We start from the raw sequence: 21221 nt of genomic DNA, 5'->3' as shown, positions 1-21221 counted from the left end.
GAATGAGTGATCCGGCCGATCTACCCGCCACCGCCATGCTGGCGGGTTATCGCGCTCGAACGCTGTCGCCGGTCGAGGTCGTCGACGCGGTGCTGGCGCGGATCGAGCGGTGGGAGCCGCGAATCAACGCCCTGTACGTCGGCTATGCCGAGCAGGCGCGGGCGGCGGCGCTCGCCAGCGCGGATCGCTGGCGGCGCGGGGAACCGGCGGGCGCACTCGACGGGATACCGCTCACGCTTAAGGAGAACATCGCCACCGCGGGCTGCCCGACGCCGTTCGGCACCGCCGGTTCGGACCGCACCCCGGCCGCCGTGAACAGCCCGACCGCGGACCGGATCGAGGAGGCGGCCGGGATTCTGGTCGGCAAGACCACGATGCCCGACTACGGGATGTCCTCCAGCGGGCAGTCCAGCATCCACGGCGTCACGCGCAATCCGTGGAATCTCGCGCGCAATCCGGGAGGTTCGAGCTCGGGAGCGGCCGCGGCGGCCGCCGCCGGGTACGGGCCGATCCACTACGGCACCGACATCGGCGGGTCGATCCGGTTGCCCGCGGGCTGGTGCGGGGTGGTCGGGTTCAAGCCGAGCTTCGGCCTGATCCCGGTGGTCCCGCCCTACCTCGGCCGCACGATCGGCCCGTTGACCAGGACGGTCGCGGATGCGGCGCGCGCGACGTCGGCCGCGGCGATACCGGACCGGCGCGATCACACGGCCGGCCCGGAACTCGCGACCGACTGGGCCGCCGCGGCCAGGCCGCTCGCGCTTTCCGGTCTCCGGATCGGCCTGATGACCGACGCCGGCGCCGGGTTTCCGGTGGAGCCCGCCGTGCGTGCCGCGGTCGGCGCGGTGGCCGAATTGCTGCAGTCACTGGGCGCGCACGTGGAGCAGGCCGAGCCGGTCATGACCGACGACATGCTCGCCGGATTGAACGACTTCTGGTGCATGCGGCAGTGGTCGGACATCCGCGCACTGCCCGAAGAACGCAAAGCGCTGATCGCGCCGTTCATCCACGACTGGACCGCCGACGCCGAAAACCTGACCGGTGCGGCGGTTTTCGCCGGCTACTCGCAGTTCGACACCATGGCCTTCGCCGCCGACCGCAGGCTCGACGCCGTCGACTTCCTCATCACCCCGACCTCCCCGGTCACCACCTGGCCGGTCGAAAAGGTGGTGCCCGACGACGATCCGGCCCTCCCGTTCAAACACGTCTGCTTCACCATCCCGTTCAACCCCGCCGGGCACCCGGCCATCTCGATGAACTGCGGCCGGGTGGCCGACGGCACCGCCATCGGCGTCCAGTTCGTCGGCCGCCGCTTCGACGACGTCCGGCTGCTGCGACTCGCGGCCGCGTTCGAGGAGGCGCGCCCGGCGCAAGCTCCGTGGCCGAGCGCGCCGCCGGTCAGCCCGTGACGCTCGGCTGGCCGTTCTCGATGTGCCCGCGGAAGTGACGCTGGTAGGCGGGGTCGATGTCGACGGTCAGCGAGAGGTCGTACCAGCCCTTGCCGTAGCTGAGGGTGTTCCAGGTGTCGGTGGTGGTCTTGCCGGGGGCGATCTTGTAGGTCCAGGGGCCGTCGGTGCGGTAGCTGTTGGCCTTGACCGTGACGACGGCGGGGGCGGTGCCCTTGTTCGTCATGGTCAGTTGCAGCTTGTTGTCCGGGGAGTATGCGGCGGTGACCTCGAGCGGGGAGGTCGACGTGCCGTTCATGCGCCAGAGAAAGCGGTTGGCGCCGTGAATGGCGATGCCGTATTTCTTGTCCGGGTAGCTCTGGACATTCCAGGTGTCGGAGATGGTGGCACCGGATTTCACGTCGTAGTGCCACGGGCCGTCGGTGCGGCCGTCCGCCCGGTATGCGGCCAATTGCAGATCGGCCGCACCGGTGTTGCGGAACGTGGTGGTCAACGCGCCGCTGGCGAGGAGCGTCGCGTTGGCGACGGGGGCGTAGGGCAGGGCGCGGGCCGGCCGGGTGCCCGGCTCCTGCTCCGGTGGATGCTGGCCGCCGACGGGTGGGGGCGTGGGTCTGGGGAGCTTGCTCTGGGTGGCATCGGCTTGTGCGCGAAGGGCATTGGCGTCGGGCAGCGTCGGCACGGTGGTATTGGGCTTGGCGAAGTCGAAGCAGCCGGTGAGGTCGCCGCAGATGGAGCGGCGCCAGGCGGAGATGTTGGGTTCGGTGACGCCGGTCCACTTCTCCAGGAAGCGGATCACCGAAGTGTGGTCGTGCACCTGTGAGTTGACCCAGCCGCCACGGCTCCACGGCGAGATCACCAGCAGGGGGACGCGCGGGCCGAGGCCGATGGGCTGGCCGTTGACGTACTCGCCCGGTGTGCCCGGCGGCGCCATCGGCGGGGGAACGTGGTCGAAGAAGCCGTCGTTCTCGTCGAAGTTGATCAGCACGGCGGTCGAGTTCCAGAGATTCTGGTTGCCCCACAACGCTTTCAGCACGGCCTGGGTGTAGGCGGCGCCGTCGACGGGGCGGGCGGCGGGGTGCTCGGAGTACCCGTAGGGGGCGACCACCCAGGAAACCTGGGGGAGTCGGCCACCGGAACAGTCGGCGATGAAGTCCGCGAGGACGTGGTCGACGTTCTTGCCCTGGCCCGAGTCCGGCTTCCAGTTCTGTGCGCCGAATACCTTTGCCCGCGAAGCCAGTTCGGTGTTCTTCGGATCGTGGTAGGCATCGAAGAGCCACAGCGGGTTGTCGCCGTAGTCGCCGACGAAGGGGTGGCCGCCGTCGTCGCCCACCTCGTCGTTGGCGTACACCTTCCAGCTGATGCCCTTGTCCTGCAGGCGCTCCGGATAGGTGGTCCACCGGTAGACGGGCTTGTAGTCGGCCGGGTTGCTGATCGCCGGGCCGCCGAATTGTCCTGCGGGGTCGATGGTTCCGGTCCAGTGATACAGCCGGTTGGGTGTGGTCGGGCCGAGGACGGAGCAGTAGTAGTGATCGCAGACGGTGAACGCGTCGGCGAGCGCGCGGTGGAACGGGATGTCCGCGTCGGTGAAATAGCTCATGGCCATCTCGCCCTTCGCCGCGGTCCAGCCGTCGCTCCAGCCGCCGCGGACCGCGCGATGCTGATCGTCCCAGCCGTGCGGCAGATCGCCGAGATCCTGGCCGTCGACCACCTTGGTGTCCACGTGGAAGGGCAGCAGGTAGCCGCCGTCGGATCGGCCAGGATCCGGCTGATAGTAGACATTTCGGCCATCGGCCTTCAGCACGACCGACGCGTCGGCGAGCCCGCGCACGCCGCGCATCGTGCCGAAATAGTGGTCGAACGAGCGATTTTCCTGCATCAGGATCACCACGTGTTCGACATCGCCGAGGGTTCCCTTGCGGCTGGGCGCCGCAAGGGCCTCGGCCATCCCGGTGGGCAAGTTTTGCAGCCCACCGCCCAGCGCGGCCGCGCCGAGCGCCCCACCGATGAATCGTCGCCTTGGAAAACCCGAACCTATGTGGGGCACAGCATTCCTCTCGATACGACATCAAGCTGACGTGCGGAGTAGAGAATGTTCGCTTGCTATAACCATCGACGATGGTTTCGGCCGGAGGCAACTGGGCAGTGAACAAGCTGTAACTGGGGTCCGAATGGGCGGGGACTACGCGGGTTTAGGCAAACTCTCGGTTAATCATCGACGACCGGCGGTGGAATGGACGTCCGCGGCCTCAGCCTCGGGACAGGTAGGCATCGGCGAGTTTGGCGAATTCGTCCAATTTGTGCAGGGTTTCCGATTCGGGGAGGGTGGGCAGGGTGAGGGAGACTCGCCCGACGCCTGCTTCGGCGTAGGCGTCGAGCAGGGCGGGATCGGCGTTGGCGCCGAGCACGGTGATCGGGAGGTCGTTGCCGTCGAGCTGGGCCAGCTGGGCGGGTATGTCGGTGGGGTCGGACACGGCGAGGGGGACCCAGCCGACGCCGTGGCGGATCGCGCGCCTGGCCGCGGAGTCGCCGCCGCCGATGAAGATCGGCGGGTGTGGCTGCTGGACGGGCTTGGGCCAGGCGTAGATGGGGTCGAAATCGACGAAGCGGCCGTGGTATTCGGCGAGGTCCTTGGTCCAGATCTCGCGGATGGCCTCGATCTGCTCGTCGACCAGCGCGCCGCGGGTGCGCGGGTCGGTGCCGTGGTTGGCCATCTCCTCCCGGTTCCAGCCGATGCCGACGCCGAAGACGAAGCGGCCGTTGGAGATTCGATCGAGCGTGGCGATCTGCTTGGCGGTGTGGATGAGGTCGCGCTGAACCAGCAGGGTGACCCCGGAGGCGAGGATCAGCCGCTCGGTGACGGCCGCGACGGCGGCCAGCGTGACGAACGGATCCTCCGCCCGGTAATACACTCGCGGCAGTTCGCCGCCGCCCGGATAGGGGGTCTCGCGGCTCGCGGGAATATGCGAATGTTCAGCCAGGAACAGTGATTCGAACCCCCGATCCTCCAGCGCCAAGCCAAGCTTCGGACCACTGATTCCCTCGTCGGTGACGAAGGTATTGATACCGATATCCATGCGCAGACCAACCGGGGACCCACCGCCGGATATTCCGCTCGACCGTGACCGCCGAGCGATGCGGCACGGAAGGCCCCGGCGGTCAGCGCAGCTGCACGACGTGCTCGATGGCGAATTGCCGCAGCCGTTCGCGGACGACGGCCGGTGCCGCGCCGTGGGCCCGGGCGGCGAGGCCGGCGAGTTCGTCGACGGTGCGGGTGCCGTCGCAGAGGTCGAGCAGGTCACCGGTGGCGGGGGTCAGACGGAAGATCCGGCCCTGGAGGCTCGGGCGTTTGTGAAACGCGCACAGCCACGGTTCGCCGTGCACGAACTCGCCGCGAGTGGTCAGGGAGTCCAGGGCGAGCGTGAATTCGTCCATTCGGAGCAGCGAGCTGCGAATCGGACGCAATCGGCCGAAATCGGAGTCGCGGCGTGCGCCCGCCGAGCGGGCGAAGGCAGGCTGGACGACGTCGTGGTCCGCGTCGACCGCCAGCCACAGGCGGTGTTGTTCGAAGCGGATGATCTCGCGGACGGTATCCGGCGGGAGGTCCAACGGGGTGTCCGCGCCGACGGATTCGGCGAGCAGCGTGGCGAAATCCGGCGCGCTGATCGGGGCCGCCTGCTGCAGGAGCTGTTCGACGCGGCCGTTGAGGATCGCCACGGTCTGCGGCATGTTCCGGCGCAGTAGGGGAAGTATCGGGTCGGTGATCGGTTGCAGCGGCCTGCCGTGGCTGACGGCATCGAACATCGTTTCGTACGTGGCACCCATTTCGTCGTTGTCCGCCAAGGGAATCCGCTCGGCACTCCGCCGCCCGAATTCGACCGCCGCCGCCGGATCCTCGATCACGTCCGCGAGTACCGTTGCCAGCTCGTCGATATCGCGCGGGTCTTCGACGACCCGCGCCCGCTCGCGCAGCTGCGGCCAATACGGCTGGGTGCGAACCACTTCCGCGGAGAGCACCGCACAGGTTCCGCTGCTGAGCAGCTCCATCGGCAGCCCGGGGCGATGCACCCGCACCGGGAAATCCCGCTCCAGGCCGCACACCGCCGTGCAGGCGCGCAGTATCTCCGGAACGCGCCAGTGCGGCAGGAAAGGGAGTGTCCAGGTCAGGTCGGCGAGCCCGAGTTCGTCGAGCGCGGCGAGGAAGCGCGGGCGTTCGGTGCCGCCGGCCATGACCACGAAGTTGAATCGCATTCCGCGCCCGCGCAATCGCGACAGCGCCTGGATCAGGTCGTAGGAACCCTTGGTGACACCGAGCTTGCCGTAGACGCCGATCGTGGCGACCTGGGGATCGAGGGGTGCGGTATTGCGCACCCACGGCTCGTCGCTCAGCCGGGCGACGAGCGCCGACAGGTCGGCGACCGGACCGTCGGGGGTGAACTCCGGCGGCAGCGAAGCCCGCGGAATGGGCGCGATTCGCTCGAGCGGAATCCCCAGCCCGGTCAGATTCCGGTCGCCGACAACAAGATCCGCGCGCCGCAGTACCTCGCGGTAGGCCTGACCCAGCTCCGGATGATCGAGCAGGCGCGTGCGATCGCTGCCCGCGTGCTGGACGACGTGCGGAACGCCGGTCCAGGACGCGGCCAGGTGGGCGCTCAACCCGTAGGGCTCCAGGTAGGCCGAGAACACCAGGTCCGCGCCGTGCGCGCGGATTTCCTCGGTGGCCAGCGCGGCGAGCTTGGTCGCGAACGGATTGGCGGTCGGGATGTACGCCCTGGATCGCTCCCATCGGCCGGTCGAGATCACCCGGACCGCGCCACCCTGCGGAAACGTCGCCTCCAGCCGCTGGAAGTCGCTGTCGTCGAGCCGGATTCGATAGTCGTCCTCGACCTCGTCGGCATTGGTCACCACGTCCACCTGGTGCCCGCGCTCGGCCAGCGATCGGGCCATCCAGTAGCAGTGCGCACTCACGCCGCCCTGGATCGGCGGGTACTTCATCACCGCGCAGATCCGCATCAGCCCACCGGGTTTCCGTCGAGCAGCCGTTCCTGCCGGGCGAACCGGAGCACCGGCGCGGCCTCGGGCGGATACGGTGCGCCCGACCGCAGCACCCGAAAGGCCCGCTCGCCCAGGCGATAGCAGGCCAGAGCGGAGCGTCCGGCCACCTTGGCCAGGGCGATGCGAATCGGCGTCGCCGAGACGTCGTGCGGGAGTTCGCCGGTGCGCGTCCATTCGTTGTGCTGGGCAACCACATCGGTGTCGAATTCGGCGAGCCGCACGTGCGCGCCGAGTCGCGACCCTTCGTTCGTCGCGTACTCGGCCGCGAGCGTTGCCGCCGGGTCATAGAGCAACTCCAGGCGCAGTACCTCGTACCTGGCCAGATCGGCCATGCGCTGCCGGCCGCTGGTCACCAGATAGTCGAGAAACCTTGCCCCCTCGGCCAATACGCGTTTGTGGTTCTGCTGACCCGCGACGTGCACCGGCGGATAGCGGCGGATGAAGTCGCCGAGCAGCTCATGCTGATGCGGTGCCGCGGACAGGGTGGCAGGCAGGCAGCGGGCGAGCATGTCCAGCCGCTTGTTGGTCACCGAGCGCACGTTGATGTCGAGCTGCTGCCGATCCGCGGCGACCAGCAGCGCCAGCTCGGCGGGGGTGAGCCCGAACCGGGTGGCCAGCTCGGTAGGCCGCTCGTCCAACAGGATTCGCGCGTCGCCGGCGGTGAGCAGCTCGGCCAGCGCCCGCTGGAAACCGCTGCCGGTCATCGGTTCACCACCGGCCCGATCGCCTCCCTGGCCCGGCGCAGGTCCGCGGTGAGTTCGTCGAAGTCGTCCGGGAACTCTTGGTCGCGTTCGAGGATGACGCAGCGCAATGCCGGTGTCCGGTCGGACACGTACTCCAGCAGTTCCCACACCTCGGCCGGCACGGGGGCCGAATGCGAGTCCAGCAGGGTTCCTTCCGACCAGTAGCCGCCCGCCAGGTGCAGCTGCACCACCCGTTCGAGCGGGATCGAGTTCAGGAACTCGATCGGGTCGTAGTGGTGGTTGGTGGCGTTGACGAAGACGTTCGTCAGGTCGAGAAGCAGTCCGCAGCCGGCCTTTTCGACCACCCGCGTGATGAACTCGGCCTCGGACAACTCGGCCGGGAAGTCCAGGTGATAGGTGATGTTCTCCAGCAGGAACGGCGTGCCGACGTGCTCCTGTACCTGCCGTGCCTTGCCCGCGATGTCGTCGGCCAGTTCCCGCGTGCGCATCAGCGGCGTCAGCTGACCGATCGAGACGCCGCCGGCCCGGGTGAAGGACAGGTGGTCGCTGCACCACGGCGCGCCGACCCGCGCCACCAGCTGAGCGAGATCGTCGAGATAGGTGAGGTCGAGCGGTCCCTCGGTGCCGATCGACATCTCGATTCCGTGTGGTACCAGCGCGAACTGGTCGCGGAGCTGCTCGAGTGGGCCGCCCACCGGCGTGTCGAGAAAGCTCTCGGTGATGATCTCCAGGCAGTCGATCGGTTCCTGGTTCGCCATGATCGCGGCGTCCAGTTCCCGGCGATATCCGAGACCTACCCCGAGTGCGGGCAGGCGGCCGAGGTCGGCATCAGGCATAGCACATGCAGCAGCCACCGCAGCGGCAGCAGGGGAGCACACCCATGATGCGGTTCTCCGTGGCGCCTTCGTCTTCTGCCAGCTCCACGCGCTCGAACAGGTATGGATCCATCAGCTCTACCGCGATCGACATCGCTCTCACCTTTCGTCAGGTACCGAGCAGCCAGCATGGCCGGGTCGGTGGCCTTCGGACAGGGAGTACCGACCCGTTCCGGCTGGGAATCTTTCCCGGGTTGGCCGGGAAAGATCCGGGCGGCGGGTTCGGTCAGCGGTCCGGCGGCTTTCCATCCGGCCCTGGTCAGAGCACGCTCGGGCGGGACAGTCCGGCGAACCGGGCTGATATCGAGGACTGTGCAGGGGGTTGATCACCGTGCTGCCGAAGGCCGCTGCGCAGCGGCGAACGCTCGGGCCGGAACTTTCCGTCATCGACGGCATCGGGGCGACGTTGACCGGAACGCGACCGCTGACCGTGGTGCTCGCCGACGACCACGTGGTGGTCCGGGCGGGTCTGCGGTCGCTGCTCAGCTCTGCCGACTGGATCGAGGTGGTCGCCGAGACCACCGCGGACGGTGCGTTGCGCGAGGCGGTGCTGAGCCGGCCGGACGTGCTGATCCTCGGGCAGTGGCGGCACCCCGAAAGCGGCGCGGTCATCGGCGAATTGGCGCGTTCCGCGCCGGGGGTCGCGGTGTTGGTGTTCAGCGTGGGCGAGGACGACGAATCGGTGTTCGCCGCGCTCCGGGCCGGCGCGGGCGGCTGTCTGCGCGATGCGGCCGATCGCGACGACATCCTGCGCGCGATCTGCGCGGTGTCCGCGGGCTGGGTGGTACTGAGCCCACACATCGGCGGCAGGCTCGCCGCCATGCTTGCCGACCCCGCTCGGCCTGCCCGCCCGTTTCCGGATCTGACTACCAGGGAATTCGACGTGCTCACCCGTGTCGCCGCGGGGTTATCGAATGCGGCTATCGCCGCCGAACTCCAGTTGGCGCCGAAAACGATCAGTAACTACCTGTCGCGCATCTTTACCAAACTGGGTGTCGCCGATCGCGCGAACGCGATCGTACGCGCGCGCGACGCGGGGCTGGGATGAGTACTGGGCGGTCGACCGTGAAGTGTCGGTTGTTCGACCGACAACAGGGTTCCCGGTATGTATTTCGGTGTAGAGTTCAACTACTTTCATCGGGTCCCGAAGCGCGGCTCGCCGCGTAATGGTGCCGTCCCTGGAGTTGTGCATGCCGATGAGTAGCGATAAGGCCGATTTGCGCGCGGGGCGCAAACGGGCGGAATACGGACCGATTAATGCCGCGCCCAGCGTCGGTGGTGGGTCGGGCAAACTCGAACCGGATCTGGTGTGGCAGTGGGTGAAGTCGATGACCGCCAGTCGGATGACCGCCCAGCGACTCGGCGGGGAATTCCCGACGGTGTCCCCGAATGTAATCCAGGCGGCCGTCGCGCAGGCCCGTGCCGAACTGCATCCACTCCTGGCCGACTCGCTCACGGAAATGACCGAATTGCTTGCGCGCGAACGTATCCGGCGAGCCATCCGATCGAGGAAAGGCCGGCTCGGATGAAAAAGCCGCGGGCTCGGCAGGGCAGCACCAGGTCTGCGCGGCCGAGCCCGACTCGGCGCTTCGGGTGGACCTACATGCTCGCCTTCTTGTAGGCGTCCACGACCTCGGCCGAAATCCGCCCGCGGCTCGACACATCAATACCCTTCTGGCGTGCCCATTCACGGATGACACCGGTCTGCTCCCGCCCGGCCGCCGGCTGCGAGCGCGTGCTCGTGCCCCGCGGTGCGCGTCCGACCTTGCGGGCCGTCGCGGTCCACTCCGCGAAAATGCCGCGGAGTTGCTTGGCGTTCAGTGCCGACAGATCCATCTCGTAGGCCACGCCATCCAAGGTGAAGTGCACTGTTTCTTCGGCCTGGGACTTGCCGTCGTAGTCGTCGACCAGTGTCACAACGACCTTGCGTGCCATGGAGTTTCCCCTTCGTAGATGCTCGAATGTGTAGAAGCGACAATCGTAGACCTACGGAATGACGCGTGGACTTCGCGGTATCCGTGTTCGAACAATCCGAACTGGATGAGAAGCTGATCTGTGCTCGAGACTTCCATGACCGATGCCGTTCGCCGACACGATCCGGCGGTGCGCGGGTTCGCCAGTGACAACTACGCCGGGGTGCATCCGGAGGTGCTGGCCGCGCTCGCGCTGGCCAACGGCGGTCACCAGATCGCCTACGGCGGAGACGACTACACCGCGCACCTGCAACAGGTGTTCGCGCGGCATTTCGGCGAGCAGGCCGGGGCGTATCCGGTATTCAACGGCACCGGCGCGAATGTCGTTTCGCTGCAAGCGCTGCTGCCCCGGTGGGGCGCGGTGATCGCGGCGGAGTCGGCGCACATCACCATGGACGAGTGCGGTGCGCCGGAGAAGCTGGCCGGGGTGAAGATTCACACCGTCGCCACGCCGGACGGCAAATTGACCCCGGAGTTGATCGATCGGCAAGCCTACGGGTGGGGCGATGAGCATCGCGCGCAGCCGCTGGCCGTGTCGGTCACGCAGAGCACCGAGCTCGGCACCCGCTACACGGCCGCGGAACTGCGCGCGATCTGCGAGCACGCGCACGAGCGCGGCATGCTCGTGCACCTCGACGGCTCCCGGCTGGCCAACGCGGCCGCCTCGCTCGGGGTGCCGATGCGCGAGATCACCACGGACGTGGGCGTGGACGTGCTGTCCTTCGGCGGCACCAAAAATGGCCTGCTGCTTGGTGAATGCGTTGTCGTGCTCAATCCCGGGGCGGTGCGCGACCTGGTCTACCTGCGCAAGATGTCGATGCAGCTGGCGTCGAAGATGCGGTTCGTCTCGGTGCAGTTCGAGGCGCTGCTCGGCGGTGATCTGTGGTTGCGCAGCGCCGCGCACGCCAACGCGATGGCGGCGCGGCTCGCGGCGGCGGTGCGCGATATCGACGGTGTGCGGGTGGTGCGCCCGGTGCAGGCGAACGCGGTCTTCGCGATTCTGCCGCGTGCGGTGACCGAGCGATTGCAGCGGCGCTATCGGTTCTACCTGTGGGATCAGCGGACCGGCGAGGTCCGCTGGATGTGCGCGTTCGACACCACCGAGGACGATATCGACGGGTTCGCCGAGGCGATCGCCGAGGAGATGGGCAGGGCCTGATCCGCTAGCCGCGGCTGGGCGCCACGTCCGCCGGAGTCGTGCGTCGTTGCGCACGGCCGGTGCGCGGAATCAGCGCGTCGGCCGCGAACGCGCCGGGGCCGAGCACGGCGATGAGGAAGAACGCCCAGCAGAACATCGCCGCGGCTTCGCCACCGTTCTGGATCGGCAGGATGCCGGTCTTCAAATGCACGAACAGGAACGCGTAGGCCATCGAGCCCGAGCAGAGCAGCGCGGCGATCCGGGTACCGAGACCCAGGGTCACCAAGCCGCCCGCGACCAACTGGATCACCGATGCCCACCAGCTCGGCCAGCTGGCGAATTCGGCGACATGGCCGCCGTGCGGGGCGACCGGCCAGGCGAACAGGCCGGACATGCCGTGAATGGTGAACGAGAGCCCGACGAGAATGCGGAACAGACCGAGCACGATCGCGCCGGGACCGCCCGGGACGGTCCCGGCGTTCGCTTCGGAAGACAGCAGAGGCATGACACGACCTCGAATCCGTAGTTTTCGGATGATCGGAAGCGCCACCCGTATCTGTCACTACGATCCGCAGGCGCGAATTGTTCAGCAACTGGCGACGCCGAGTATGCGACGTCGTGTCCTCCCCACTTGATTCGCCGGTATCCGCGGCGGGGAGTGCCTGGTAGATAAAGTCTTCGGCGGTGGAGCCAGCGGCCGCTACAGTCGGAAGCTGTGCTACGCCCCGACCTGCCGATCGCCACCGAACGACTCATTCTGCGCACCGCCACGGCCGCGGACCTCGACGAGATGTACGCGTACAAATCGCAACCCGAGGTCTGCCGCTATCTGCCCTACGAGCCCATGTCGCGTGACCAGGTCGCCGAGCGGCTCGCCGGCCCGTGGGCGCGGACCGAGCTGACCGAGGTGGATCAGGGCCTCAACCTGAGCGTCGAGGACAAGGCGTCCGGACGGTTGCTCGGCGATGTCGTGCTGTTCTGGCGGGATGCCGAAAGCCGCAGCGGCGAAATAGGTTACGTGTTCTCGCCGGCCGCCGCGGGGCACGGGTACGCCACCGAGGCGGCCCGCGCGCTGCTGCGGTTAGGGTTCGAACAGCTTTCGCTGCACCGGATCACGGCCCGCATCGACGCGCGCAACGACGCGTCCGCCCGGGTCCTCGGCCGGCTCGGGATGCGCCGTGAGGCCCTCCATCTGGAGGATCTGTGGTTCAAGAACGAGTGGAGCGACACCGTCGTCTACGCGATGCTGGAACACGAATGGCGTAGCCGGACTGCCGCACTCGGCGACTCGGTGAGTCTCGGAACCGGCCGTCCCTGAATCGGCTCGGCCGGTCCGGAGTCGGATTGCCGAGTACGAACTACGCCTGGATGACCTCGATGCGAACCATTGCGCCGGGGGAGTCGCAGCTGGCCCAGGATTGATTCTGGCCGTACTGGATCGGGCCGTATTTCCAGTAGGTGAAGGGGACGGGCCAGGCGACGCAGGTGAGTTTGGCCTGGTGCCAGGTCGGCAGCTCGCAATTGACCATTCCGCCGGTGTTGAAGATGTTGTAGACGTGACAGTTGGCTTCCGGTACCGGGACGTCCGCCTGGGCCACGCCACCACCGGCGAGCACGGCGGATGCGGCCGCGGTGGCGACCACGGCACCGGCGGCGATTCGCTTCGCTGAGAACATTTCGAACCTCCTGAATTGGTGTTGACTGAAACATCGCACAGGGGTCGCGCTTGTTACTCGGAAATGTTTTCAGAGTTTCTGCCGACTCGAAAAGTGCTGAATGCGCCCGGTGTAGCCACCCGGATTGCACCTTGTCGGTGCATGCGACGTAACGCGGATTGTATGAATAACGATAGGGCGGCCCAGCGCGTTTGTTCGCCTATCCCATCGTGACATTCCTCGACGCCGAATGCCGAAGTTTTCGCTTGCGGGGCTATCTCTTTCGAGCGCGGATGCGTGGGCCTCCTTGTGGAGCGCGCCGCCGTGCCTACCCGTCGATGTCGGTGCCCGACCATATGGTTGGACGTATGACCGACATAGCTCCACTCGCCGCGTCCTCACGGGCCACCTTCGGGGATCCGGGCGTGCACGCCGTCGTCCGATCCGGGCGCACCGTGCACGCGGTCAGCCTCGGTCAGTGGGTGGGCGACGAAGAAGTTCCTGAACTGCTGTGTCACACCGGGGTCGCCGGGTGGTCGCCCGCGGCGCTGGAACCGACCAGGGAAGCGGTTACCTGCGCGCGCTGCCTGCGCCGGACCGGGCGGCAGAGTCTCGCGTCGCAACAGCTGCCGCTGTTCGGCGAGATCGAGGTTGCCGACCAGGGCGACCGGTTGCCGCTCTCAGAGTAGGCGCGCGATCGGGCTGTGCTCGAGCTCGCGCAGCAGGTGGGCGACGTCGTCGCAGACGAAGGCCGCGCCCTCGGCCGCGAGTTCGGCGCGCGAGATTCCGCCGCTGCGCACGCCGACGGTCGGCACGCCCACGGCGACGCAGGCGCGGATGTCCCACACCGTGTCGCCGACGAAGACCGCTCGTTCCGGCGGGACGCCCGCCCGGTCGAGCGCGACCTGCACGATGGTCGGATCGGGCTTGGCGGTGTCGACGTCCTCGCCGCCGGTCACCGCGTAGAGCGCGGATTCGCGGTCGAGCAGTTTGCGCAGTACGGACAGCTCGTCCGGCGGCGCGGAGGTGGCGAGCAGGACGCGCAGGCCGCGGTCGTGCAGCTCGGTCAGCGCCTCCCGCGCTCCGGGGAGCAGGGTCAGCTCGTCGGCACTGTCCAGGTAGAAGCGAGAGTGCAGCTCGTCGGCGCGTTCGGCGGCGGCCTCATCGAGCTCGCCGGCCAGGGTCTGGATCAGCGTGTCGCCGTCCATGCCGATGGCGCGGTGGATCCGCCAGGTCGGCACGACGGCGCCTGCCTCCCGAAACGCCCGGTGCCAGGCCCGCGCATGCAGATAGTTGGAGTCGACGAGGGTGCCGTCGATATCGAACAGTACCGCCGCGGGCTCGGGCAACGAGGACTCCTTCACTCGGGGCCGACGTGCTGCCGACCTGTACCCGATCTACCCCGGATCCGCCGATCGAACCGTTTCGCCGCGTGGTGTGGCGCCGTCGGCGCCGACCCGGCCGCTCAGTCGAGGCAGAATTCGTTGCCTTCGACGTCCTGCATCACCAGGCACGACTCGTTGACGCCGTCGGCGCGCAGCAACTCCACGCGGGTCGCGCCGAATGGGATCAGCCGGTTGCATTCGGCTTCCAAGGCGGCCACGCGCTCCTCGCCCACGAGTCCGGTGCCGACCCGCACGTCGAGATGGACCCGGTTCTTGACGACCTTGCCCTCGGGAACTCGCTGAAAGTACAGGCGCGGGCCGACACCGGACGGATCGACGCCCGATGCGCCCTGTTGCTCGTACCCCAGCACCTCGCACCAGAACTGAGCGACCCGCTCAGGTTCCGCGCAATCGAAGGTCACCTGGATCTGCCTGACCGCTGCCATCGGACCACGATAGAGCCCCCGGTCTTTCGTTGTCGCGGGACTTTTCTCGGGGCACCGGGAAGGTGGCGAGGACGGCGGCGATCGCGATGCCGAAGCAGGCGAGGGTGTACCAGAGATTTCCGGTGGGGTCGCCGTTGGGGGTGTGTCCGTCGGTGGCGTCGAAATAGTCGGGCAGGGCGGTGGCCCAGAGCAGTGCCATGACGGCCAGGTAGGCCACCGCGTACCACTGGACCAGCGGGTTGCGGTATCCGTCAGTGGGCTCCGAGCGTCGCGCCGACCACTGCCGGTACATCAGTACGATCGCGACCGCCGAGAGCGCGAAAAGTTCAGCCGCGTAGAGGAATCCGCGGACCGTATCGCTGCCCGCGCCGAAAACAGTGGCAGGCAGCGGCAGTACGAAAGTACCGACCGAGGCCAGTAGCCCGATCGCGATTGTGCGCGATACCAGTTGCAGCCCAGTGAATGTGGTTCCTGCCTCGACCGGACGCCCGACGAAGTAGCGCACGCACAGCGCCAGCGACATCGGCCACAGCGCGGCGAAGACGACGACGCTGGGCAGCGGCACGGAATCGAACATCGGCTGGTTGATCGGATTGTCCACCGACCATTCCCACCAGCGCAGTTGCGGGCCGATCTGATCGAAGATCTCGTAGCAGGCGTGGTGGACGAACCCGACGCAGGCCGCGCCGAGTATCAGCCCGTGGCGCCGGAAGATGCCGAGCATGCGCACGAGTTCGTAGGCCAGGGTCGCCATCAGCGGATAGATCGCGACGATGTAGAGCGGCAGCCTGCCCCACAGGAAGTCCACGGTGAACACGTTGTGCGCGAACATCGTATCGACGTGGTCGGCGATCCCGAATGCCGACGGGAAGTACAGCGGCGGTTCGATCACGAACAGGTAGGCGGTGGCGCCGAACCACAGCACCAGGTTGGTCGGATCACCGTGCCTGCGCAGTCGCAGGATCGCGTAGATCAGGGCGAGCACCGAACCGAGGACGATGGTCAGCTCGAGTACCGGCAGCGTCCAGTTCTCCAGCCCGGCAGGATTGCGGAACTCGACGAGCCCGCCCGCCTCGGCACAGGAGAACCCCAGTCGCGCAGCGAGATCGGCGAAGGTGGGGGTGCACAACTCGCTCATCGGTTCGCCGCCATGTTCTGATCGGCGGTATACCAGCGGGTGCAGTCGTAACCCGCGTCGTACCGCTCGAACCACCGGCCCGCCAGTTCCGGCAGCTTCTCCTGCGTCGGATCATGTTTGGGCAGCTGGCTGCGGACCACCCCGGCCAGCGCGGTGAGCTGCTCGCGCCGCGAGAGTCCGTCGAACGCGCGCGGCATCGGCCCCTTGGTCAGATACGGCGCGACGGCTTGCAGCACCCGCTGCTTGGCCCGGTGGGTGGCGAACATGGACAGCGCGTCGACCTGCCGATCGGCAAGCGGGACATGGAGATTGAAGCCCGTGCACGCGATCCGGATCACCTTGAGCACGTGCGCGAAGATCGACGGCGCCATCCGCATCCGGTAAAGCTCGTTTCCGACAACGGAATCGAAGATGATCAGCGCGGAACTGCGGTGCTCGACCTCCTCGACGAAATGCCAGATGAACAGGGACGCGACCCGGTCGTCACCCGGGCGGAACAGCGTCGCCTCATTGTCGAGCATCAGCTTGAACACCGGCGTGAAGGTGGCCTCCAGGTCGGCGGTGTAGGCGAGGCGATACTCGCGCGAGGTCGCCTCGGTGAGCAGGTCGAACTCGCCGATCACCGCGTCGAGGGTGTTCTGCAACCCCGGATACTGCCTGATCAGCGCCTTGACGTGCTGGCGATGCGCGGTCGAATGGTGCCCCTCCTGGCGCATGAACGCGACCGCCTCCTGCGCCACCGCCGGATCGGTGAGCACCGGCTTGAGCTGCATGATCAGCTTCACGATCATCTTCTCGAAGCCGACCGCGAGAAACGACACCGCGTTGGACATGCTCGACCACGCCGGGTTCCGCGGGTTCCACAGGAACGGGACCTCGGCGTCGTCGAGGCCGAAATCCATCTTTCGGGGCTGCAAATCGGTCACGGTGGGTTACCTCGCGTCGGTGAGTGATCGTCCCTGTGCGCTGCGGCACAAGCACAGTGAACGTCAACATACAGTCGCGAGTCAATGTGTATGATTACTTTCGTGAGGTCGCAGGTGCCTCGCCGCCGCACTGGTATCGTCCGGTCGGTGGCGCGCAGACGCGGGTGGGGCGGGAGTCCGCCGAAGGACGACGAGGAGGCGCACCGGCGCATCGTCGCCGCCGCGGTCGAGGTGATCGGGCGGACCGGCAAGGCGATCAGCATCGCCGACGTCGCGGACGCGCTCGGCGTCATCCGCCAGACCGTGTACCGCTACTTCCCGAGTTCCGAGTCGCTGATGGCCGCGGCCGCGATCGCCTCGGTCGACGGGTTCCTCGATCGCCTGACCGCGCACGTGGCCGGCCTCGACGATCCGGCCGAGGCGATGATCGAGGGCGTGGTCTACACCCTCACCGAGGTGCGCCGCACCCCGCATCTCGGCATCCTGCTGTCGAGTTCGTACTCCAACATCGCCCCCGACAGTCTCACCTCGGCGCAGGCCAAAGCCTTCGGCATGACGATGATCCATCGCTTCGACGTCGACTGGGAGCGGCACGGTTACGACGAGGCCGCGCTGGGCGAACTGGTCGAGTACGTCCTGCGGACCATGCACTCGTTCTTCGTCTCCCCGGGCAACCCGCCGCGCACCGACGACGAACTGCGCGCCTATCTGCGCCGCTGGTTGGGCACCGCGATCGCCGCGCAGCGAACGGTTCCCTAGGCGGAGCCGGTTCAGGCGGAGATGTCGAACAGGGTGAGTGCTCGGGTGGCGCGCTGTTCGGCGCGTTCGCGCATCGCGCAGGTCGGCCCGATGCCCTGGGTTACTGATTCCGCCGACAGGAGCCAGCCGTGGCAGCGCCGGCAGTGGGCGACGAGTCTGGCCTCGGGTTTGTTGTCGGTCTCGGCCATCTCGCTCTCCTCCGGCCGTGGGTCGATATGGGGTCAGCCTGACACAGGGGTACGACACATCCCACGCGGTCAACGGGGCCGCCGGGGGCGACGAAAGCGGTATCCCCGCGCGCGCCGGGAGATGATCGGATCGGTTCGCCGCGGTCGGGTATGGCGGGCGCCGGTCCGCCAGAGTTGAGAGCGAAGGGAGGCCGCATGATCTCGGCACTGAATCAGCTTGTCGACCTCGTCGACGCGCACCTCGCCGAGGAACTCGACGTCAGTGGGTTGGCGAAGACGCTCGGTACGACGGAATACCATCTGCGGCGGATGTTTTCGTCGTTGGCGGGGATGCCGCTGTCGGAGTATGTGCGTCGTCGGCGGATGACCGTCGCGGCCGCCGAGGTGGTTCGGGGCGGGGACGATTTGCTGAGCATCGCGGTGCGGCACGGGTACGGATCGACCGAGGCCTTCGGTCGCGCGTTCCGTGCGGTGCACGGCGTCGGGCCCGGTGCGGTGCGCCGGGATGGCGGTCCCCTTCGCACACAACCGCAACTCAGGTTTCGCCTGACTGTCGAAGGGAGCACTCCTATGGACACCCGCATCATCGATCGATCCGCGTTCCGGCTCGTCGGGCACGCGGCTCGGGTTCCGCTCATCCATCAGGGTGTCAATCCGCATATCGAGCGGCACATCGCCGCGCTGCCGCAGGCGGAGCATCTGCGGCTGAAGGCGCTCGGGAATGCCGAGCCCGCGGGGCTGCTGCAAGTGTGTGACGATCTGGATCCGGACAGCACCGAGGGCAGTGAACTCACGTACCTGCACGGCGTCGCGGTCACGTCGGACACCGCGGTCGCCGACGACCTCGACGCCATCGAGGTCCCCGGCGGCACCTGGGCGGTTTTCCGCACCGCCGGTGGGTATCCGCAGGCTCTGCAACAGACCTGGGCCGCGACCGCGACCGACTGGTTCCCGTCCAACCCGTGGCGGTTGCGGGCTGGTCCCTCGATCGTCGCGGTTCTCGATCGCGCGGCCGACTTCAGCACGGCGACCTGCGAGTTGTGGTTGCCGGTCGAACCGGCGTAGGCGGACATCGGGAACCGGGGTCGTCCGGCCCGCGCGTGATGCCGGCACCGGTTCCGTCTGATCGGTAGCCCTGTCAGCCGAAGTGTCAGGTTGGGGTCAGGTCGGTGTCAGCCGGGGTGGCGACAGTACCTCTGTGAACACAGCATTGGTCGCCTCGGGACTGCGGACGACATACGCGGACAACCTGATCCTCGACGGCGGGCACTTCTCGGTGCCGCGCGTGGCGGGGCTCGCCCGCGCGGGGCGATTTCTGCGCGGAGACCACGCGTTCGCGCAGTTGATCCGCTTCGCGCTGGTCGGGGGCGCCAGCAACCTCGCCTATGTGCTGCTGTTCCTGGTCATGAACGGGATGGGCACGATGGTCGCGAATATCGCCGGTTCCCTGGTGAGCACGGTGATCGCGAACGAACTGCACCGGCGGCTCACCTTCCGGGCGGCCGGACGGGTCGACTGGTTCACCGCGCAGTGGGAAGGCGGTGGGCTGGCTCTGGTCGGGCTGCTGATCAGCACGGCGGCGCTGGCCGGTCTCGAATTCTGGGCGCCGGGGCTCGGTGAGCTGGCGCAATCGGGTGCCGTGATCGTCATCATGGCGGCGGTCGGCGGCCTTCGATTCGTGGTGCTGCGTGGATTCGTCTTCTGACGGGGGCGACCCATCCGGGTCGCTGTCGGATCCGAATATCGGGAGATGCGGAGGATCTCCGCGGGCAGCGGTGGGGCATTCGCCCCTGGTTCCGGGAGGTTCGGGAATGGCGGACGGAGTTTCTCGGCGTCGATTGCTGAGTACTGCGCTGGCCGCCGGCGCGGTCGCCTCCGGTGCGGCCGCGAGTGCCTGTGCGCCTGCCTCGACCGAGAGCGTCGGCGGTTCGCGCGACCGCAGTGAGTCGCTTGCGCGCGAACTGCTGGGGGTCGATGAGAACGGCGCGGACCTGACGTTGGCGTATCTGAAGATCCTCATCGACCGCGGTTTGCCCGCTACGGATCGGCGGAAGAAGATCATTGTGATCGGCGCCGGTCCGGCCGGATTGAGTGCCGCGAACCTGCTGGCCGAGGCCGGGCATCAGGTTACGGTGTTGGAGGCCAACGGGAATCGCGTGGGTGGACGGGTCAAGACGTTTCGCGGAGTGTTCGCCGATCCCGCGCTGCATGCCGAGGCCGGGGCGATGCGGCTGTCCAGTGTGCAACCGATGGTGTTGGCGTTGGCGGACAAGCTCGGCATATCGCGGCGGCCGTTCTACAACTCCGACGTCCTCGCGGGGACCGTGACACCGCCGACTCCGTCGGTCTTCTACCGGTCGTTCACCGGCGAGGAATGGTCCAACGGGCCGCAGACACGGTATGTGCCGCCGCCCTCGGCCGGGCGCAGCTTGATCAAGGTCAACGGAATGACCGTCACCCGTGGGGAATACGCGGCGAACCCCGGCGCGGTGCACGCGGGCTTCGGCTGCGATCTGCGTGAAGCCAGCGGCGCGGTCATGGATGACGTGCTCCGTCAGCCCTCGGCGCAGTCCGGTCGGCCGATCGAGCGGCAAGTCGAGGGCTGGACGCGGTTGTTGAGCAAGTATGAAAATCATTCCCTGCGTGGATATCTCATCGATCGCGGTTGGGCCAAGGAGCGAATCGAGGCCGTCGGCACGCTGGAGAACATGACCGCGCGGATGCGGCACAGCGTGGTCTTCCCGCTCGTCGACCACACGGTGATTCCGGCCGATGCCACCTACTGGGAGCTGGCGGGCGGGATGGCGTCGCTCACCGATGCGCTGGCGCGGCGGCTCGGAACGTCGATTCTGCTGGGTAAGCGCATGATTCGGCTGGAGCAGACCGAGCACGGGGTGCGGGTCTGGACGACCGCGGAGACCGGGGACGAGAGTTCCGACGGTCGTCCGATCGATCCGGTCGAGTCGTTCGAGGCCGACTACGCGATCGTCGCGATCCCGCTCACCGCGGCCCGGTTCTGTGCGTTCGAGCCGCAGCTGTCGTATGCGAAGCGGTGGGCCATCATCGAGATGCACCACGACGCGGCGACAAAAGTGTTGCTGGAGTTCCGAAGTCGGTTCTGGGAGCAGGGAGCGAACGGGTTTCGCGGCGGGCGCTGTACCGTCGACCTGCCGAGCCGGTCGCTGTATTTCCCCTCGCACGTGGATGGCTCGGACGGCGGCGTGGTGCTGGCTTCCTACACCCTGGCCGAGGATGCGATGCGGTGGGATTCACTCACCGAGGGCGAGCGCGTGCATTTCGCGTTGGCGGGCATGCGTGAGCTGTTCGGTCCGCGCGTCGATGCCGAATTCACCGGCGTCGGCATCACTCAAAGCTGGGTCCGCGCGCGATACGCCCTCGGCGAAGCCGCCATGCCCACCCCCGGCCAACTGCACGACCATCACCTCGCCACCCGAGCCGTCGAGGGCCGCATCCATTTCGCCGGCGACCACACCAGCCTCAACACCGCCTGGATCGAAGGTGCCCTGGAAAGCGGAGTCCGCTCCGCCCTCGAGGTCCACCAACGCTGACCCCCTT

24 protein-coding genes are annotated in these 21221 nt (G+C 67.6%); 10 read left to right on the top strand and 14 right to left on the bottom strand.

The window, feature by feature from the left end; translation table 11 throughout:
* Positions 1-2: 2 nt before the first annotated feature.
* Complete coding sequence (locus tag ACFQ9K_RS10060) at positions 3-1409, top strand: amidase (RefSeq protein ID WP_378724440.1); 1407 nt, start codon at positions 3-5, stop codon at positions 1407-1409.
* On the opposite strand, the gene ACFQ9K_RS10055 is transcribed toward ACFQ9K_RS10060, so the two are convergent.
* The 6 genes from ACFQ9K_RS10055 to ACFQ9K_RS10030 form a co-directional block, all read right to left on the bottom strand.
* Positions 1399-3450 (bottom strand): phosphocholine-specific phospholipase C, encoded by a 2052-nt coding sequence (locus ACFQ9K_RS10055; protein WP_378724442.1) that lies wholly within the window; start codon positions 3448-3450, stop codon positions 1399-1401. The two genes, ACFQ9K_RS10060 and ACFQ9K_RS10055, sit on opposite strands and share 11 nt — an antisense overlap.
* 202 nt (positions 3451-3652) lie before the next feature.
* Positions 3653-4480, bottom strand: coding sequence for an LLM class F420-dependent oxidoreductase (locus ACFQ9K_RS10050; RefSeq protein WP_378724444.1), 828 nt, complete (start codon positions 4478-4480; stop codon positions 3653-3655).
* Positions 4481-4562: 82 nt separating this feature from the next.
* The gene (locus ACFQ9K_RS10045) at positions 4563-6416 is read right to left on the bottom strand and encodes a glycosyltransferase (RefSeq protein WP_378724446.1); all 1854 of its coding nucleotides are present in this window, start codon (positions 6414-6416) and stop codon (positions 4563-4565) included.
* Complete coding sequence (locus tag ACFQ9K_RS10040; RefSeq protein WP_378724448.1) at positions 6416-7162, bottom strand: hypothetical protein; 747 nt, start codon at positions 7160-7162, stop codon at positions 6416-6418. Before ACFQ9K_RS10040 ends, ACFQ9K_RS10045 begins: the two co-directional genes overlap by 1 nt.
* Complete coding sequence (locus tag ACFQ9K_RS10035) at positions 7159-7998, bottom strand: DUF692 family multinuclear iron-containing protein (RefSeq protein ID WP_378724450.1); 840 nt, start codon at positions 7996-7998, stop codon at positions 7159-7161. Before ACFQ9K_RS10035 ends, ACFQ9K_RS10040 begins: the two co-directional genes overlap by 4 nt.
* Positions 7991-8131, bottom strand: a complete 141-nt coding sequence (locus tag ACFQ9K_RS10030) for a hypothetical protein (protein WP_378724452.1) — start codon at positions 8129-8131, stop codon at positions 7991-7993. The genes ACFQ9K_RS10035 and ACFQ9K_RS10030 overlap by 8 nt, the downstream gene beginning before the upstream one ends.
* Before the next feature lie 237 nt (positions 8132-8368).
* Here ACFQ9K_RS10030 and ACFQ9K_RS10025 point away from each other — a divergent pair, with 237 nt between their 5' ends.
* Together ACFQ9K_RS10025 and ACFQ9K_RS10020 are read left to right on the top strand one after the other, a co-directional pair.
* Complete coding sequence (locus ACFQ9K_RS10025; RefSeq protein ID WP_378724459.1) at positions 8369-9085, top strand: LuxR C-terminal-related transcriptional regulator; 717 nt, start codon at positions 8369-8371, stop codon at positions 9083-9085.
* A 148-nt stretch (positions 9086-9233) separates the two neighbouring features.
* Complete coding sequence (locus tag ACFQ9K_RS10020) at positions 9234-9566, top strand: hypothetical protein (protein WP_378724454.1); 333 nt, start codon at positions 9234-9236, stop codon at positions 9564-9566.
* A gap of 70 nt (positions 9567-9636) precedes the next feature.
* On the opposite strand, the gene ACFQ9K_RS10015 is transcribed toward ACFQ9K_RS10020, so the two are convergent.
* The gene (locus ACFQ9K_RS10015; protein WP_150407356.1) at positions 9637-9972 is read right to left on the bottom strand and encodes an Lsr2 family protein; all 336 of its coding nucleotides are present in this window, start codon (positions 9970-9972) and stop codon (positions 9637-9639) included.
* A 135-nt stretch (positions 9973-10107) separates the two neighbouring features.
* Here ACFQ9K_RS10015 and ACFQ9K_RS10010 point away from each other — a divergent pair, with 135 nt between their 5' ends.
* On the top strand, positions 10108-11169 hold the full coding sequence (locus ACFQ9K_RS10010; protein WP_378724457.1) for a threonine aldolase family protein: 1062 nt from the start codon (positions 10108-10110) through the stop codon (positions 11167-11169).
* 4 nt (positions 11170-11173) lie between these two features.
* On the opposite strand, the gene ACFQ9K_RS10005 is transcribed toward ACFQ9K_RS10010, so the two are convergent.
* Positions 11174-11653 (bottom strand): DoxX family protein, encoded by a 480-nt coding sequence (locus ACFQ9K_RS10005; RefSeq protein ID WP_378983054.1) that lies wholly within the window; start codon positions 11651-11653, stop codon positions 11174-11176.
* A gap of 210 nt (positions 11654-11863) precedes the next feature.
* Between ACFQ9K_RS10005 and ACFQ9K_RS10000 the strand changes: the two genes are divergently transcribed.
* Positions 11864-12466, top strand: coding sequence for a GNAT family N-acetyltransferase (locus ACFQ9K_RS10000; protein ID WP_378718340.1), 603 nt, complete (start codon positions 11864-11866; stop codon positions 12464-12466).
* A 40-nt stretch (positions 12467-12506) separates the two neighbouring features.
* Here the strand turns inward: ACFQ9K_RS10000 and ACFQ9K_RS09995 are convergent, their stop codons facing one another.
* Positions 12507-12824, bottom strand: coding sequence for a hypothetical protein (locus ACFQ9K_RS09995; RefSeq protein WP_378718342.1), 318 nt, complete (start codon positions 12822-12824; stop codon positions 12507-12509).
* A 347-nt stretch (positions 12825-13171) separates the two neighbouring features.
* Between ACFQ9K_RS09995 and ACFQ9K_RS09990 the strand changes: the two genes are divergently transcribed.
* Positions 13172-13492 (top strand): hypothetical protein, encoded by a 321-nt coding sequence (locus tag ACFQ9K_RS09990; RefSeq protein ID WP_378718344.1) that lies wholly within the window; start codon positions 13172-13174, stop codon positions 13490-13492.
* Here the strand turns inward: ACFQ9K_RS09990 and ACFQ9K_RS09985 are convergent.
* The 4 genes from ACFQ9K_RS09985 to ACFQ9K_RS09970 form a co-directional block, all read right to left on the bottom strand.
* A complete protein-coding gene (locus ACFQ9K_RS09985) occupies positions 13484-14152 on the bottom strand; it encodes an HAD family hydrolase (protein WP_378718346.1) in 669 nt (222 codons plus the stop codon). The genes ACFQ9K_RS09990 and ACFQ9K_RS09985 overlap by 9 nt on opposite strands.
* Before the next feature lie 116 nt (positions 14153-14268).
* Positions 14269-14634 (bottom strand): VOC family protein, encoded by a 366-nt coding sequence (locus ACFQ9K_RS09980; protein WP_378718348.1) that lies wholly within the window; start codon positions 14632-14634, stop codon positions 14269-14271.
* Positions 14585-15772, bottom strand: a complete 1188-nt coding sequence (locus ACFQ9K_RS09975; RefSeq protein WP_378718349.1) for a hypothetical protein — start codon at positions 15770-15772, stop codon at positions 14585-14587. The genes ACFQ9K_RS09980 and ACFQ9K_RS09975 overlap by 50 nt, the downstream gene beginning before the upstream one ends.
* Positions 15769-16698 carry a metal-dependent hydrolase gene (locus ACFQ9K_RS09970; RefSeq protein WP_378718351.1) on the bottom strand — a complete coding sequence of 310 codons (930 nt, stop codon included), beginning with the start codon at positions 16696-16698 and terminating at the stop codon, positions 15769-15771. Before ACFQ9K_RS09970 ends, ACFQ9K_RS09975 begins: the two co-directional genes overlap by 4 nt.
* 147 nt (positions 16699-16845) lie before the next feature.
* Between ACFQ9K_RS09970 and ACFQ9K_RS09965 the strand changes: the two genes are divergently transcribed.
* Entirely contained in the window at positions 16846-17457 is a 612-nt protein-coding gene (locus ACFQ9K_RS09965) for a TetR/AcrR family transcriptional regulator (protein WP_378718353.1), read from the top strand.
* A gap of 11 nt (positions 17458-17468) precedes the next feature.
* Here ACFQ9K_RS09965 and ACFQ9K_RS09960 read toward each other — a convergent pair whose 3' ends face one another.
* On the bottom strand, positions 17469-17645 hold the full coding sequence (locus ACFQ9K_RS09960) for a DUF6011 domain-containing protein (RefSeq protein ID WP_191094372.1): 177 nt from the start codon (positions 17643-17645) through the stop codon (positions 17469-17471).
* A 195-nt stretch (positions 17646-17840) separates the two neighbouring features.
* On the opposite strand from ACFQ9K_RS09960, the gene ACFQ9K_RS09955 reads away from it, so the two are divergent.
* From ACFQ9K_RS09955 to ACFQ9K_RS09945, 3 genes are all read left to right on the top strand, one after another.
* Positions 17841-18710 (top strand): GyrI-like domain-containing protein, encoded by an 870-nt coding sequence (locus tag ACFQ9K_RS09955; RefSeq protein WP_378718355.1) that lies wholly within the window; start codon positions 17841-17843, stop codon positions 18708-18710.
* Between the two features lie 211 nt (positions 18711-18921).
* A complete protein-coding gene (locus ACFQ9K_RS09950) occupies positions 18922-19350 on the top strand; it encodes a GtrA family protein (protein WP_378718432.1) in 429 nt (142 codons plus the stop codon).
* A 106-nt stretch (positions 19351-19456) separates the two neighbouring features.
* The gene (locus ACFQ9K_RS09945) at positions 19457-21214 is read left to right on the top strand and encodes a flavin monoamine oxidase family protein (RefSeq protein WP_378718357.1); all 1758 of its coding nucleotides are present in this window, start codon (positions 19457-19459) and stop codon (positions 21212-21214) included.
* Positions 21215-21221: the final 7 nt, after the last annotated feature.

Source organism: Nocardia sp. NPDC056564, assembly GCF_042793755.1.
GTDB lineage: Bacteria > Actinomycetota > Actinomycetes > Mycobacteriales > Mycobacteriaceae > Nocardia.
This window is presented reverse-complemented; position numbering and strand designations above follow the sequence as displayed.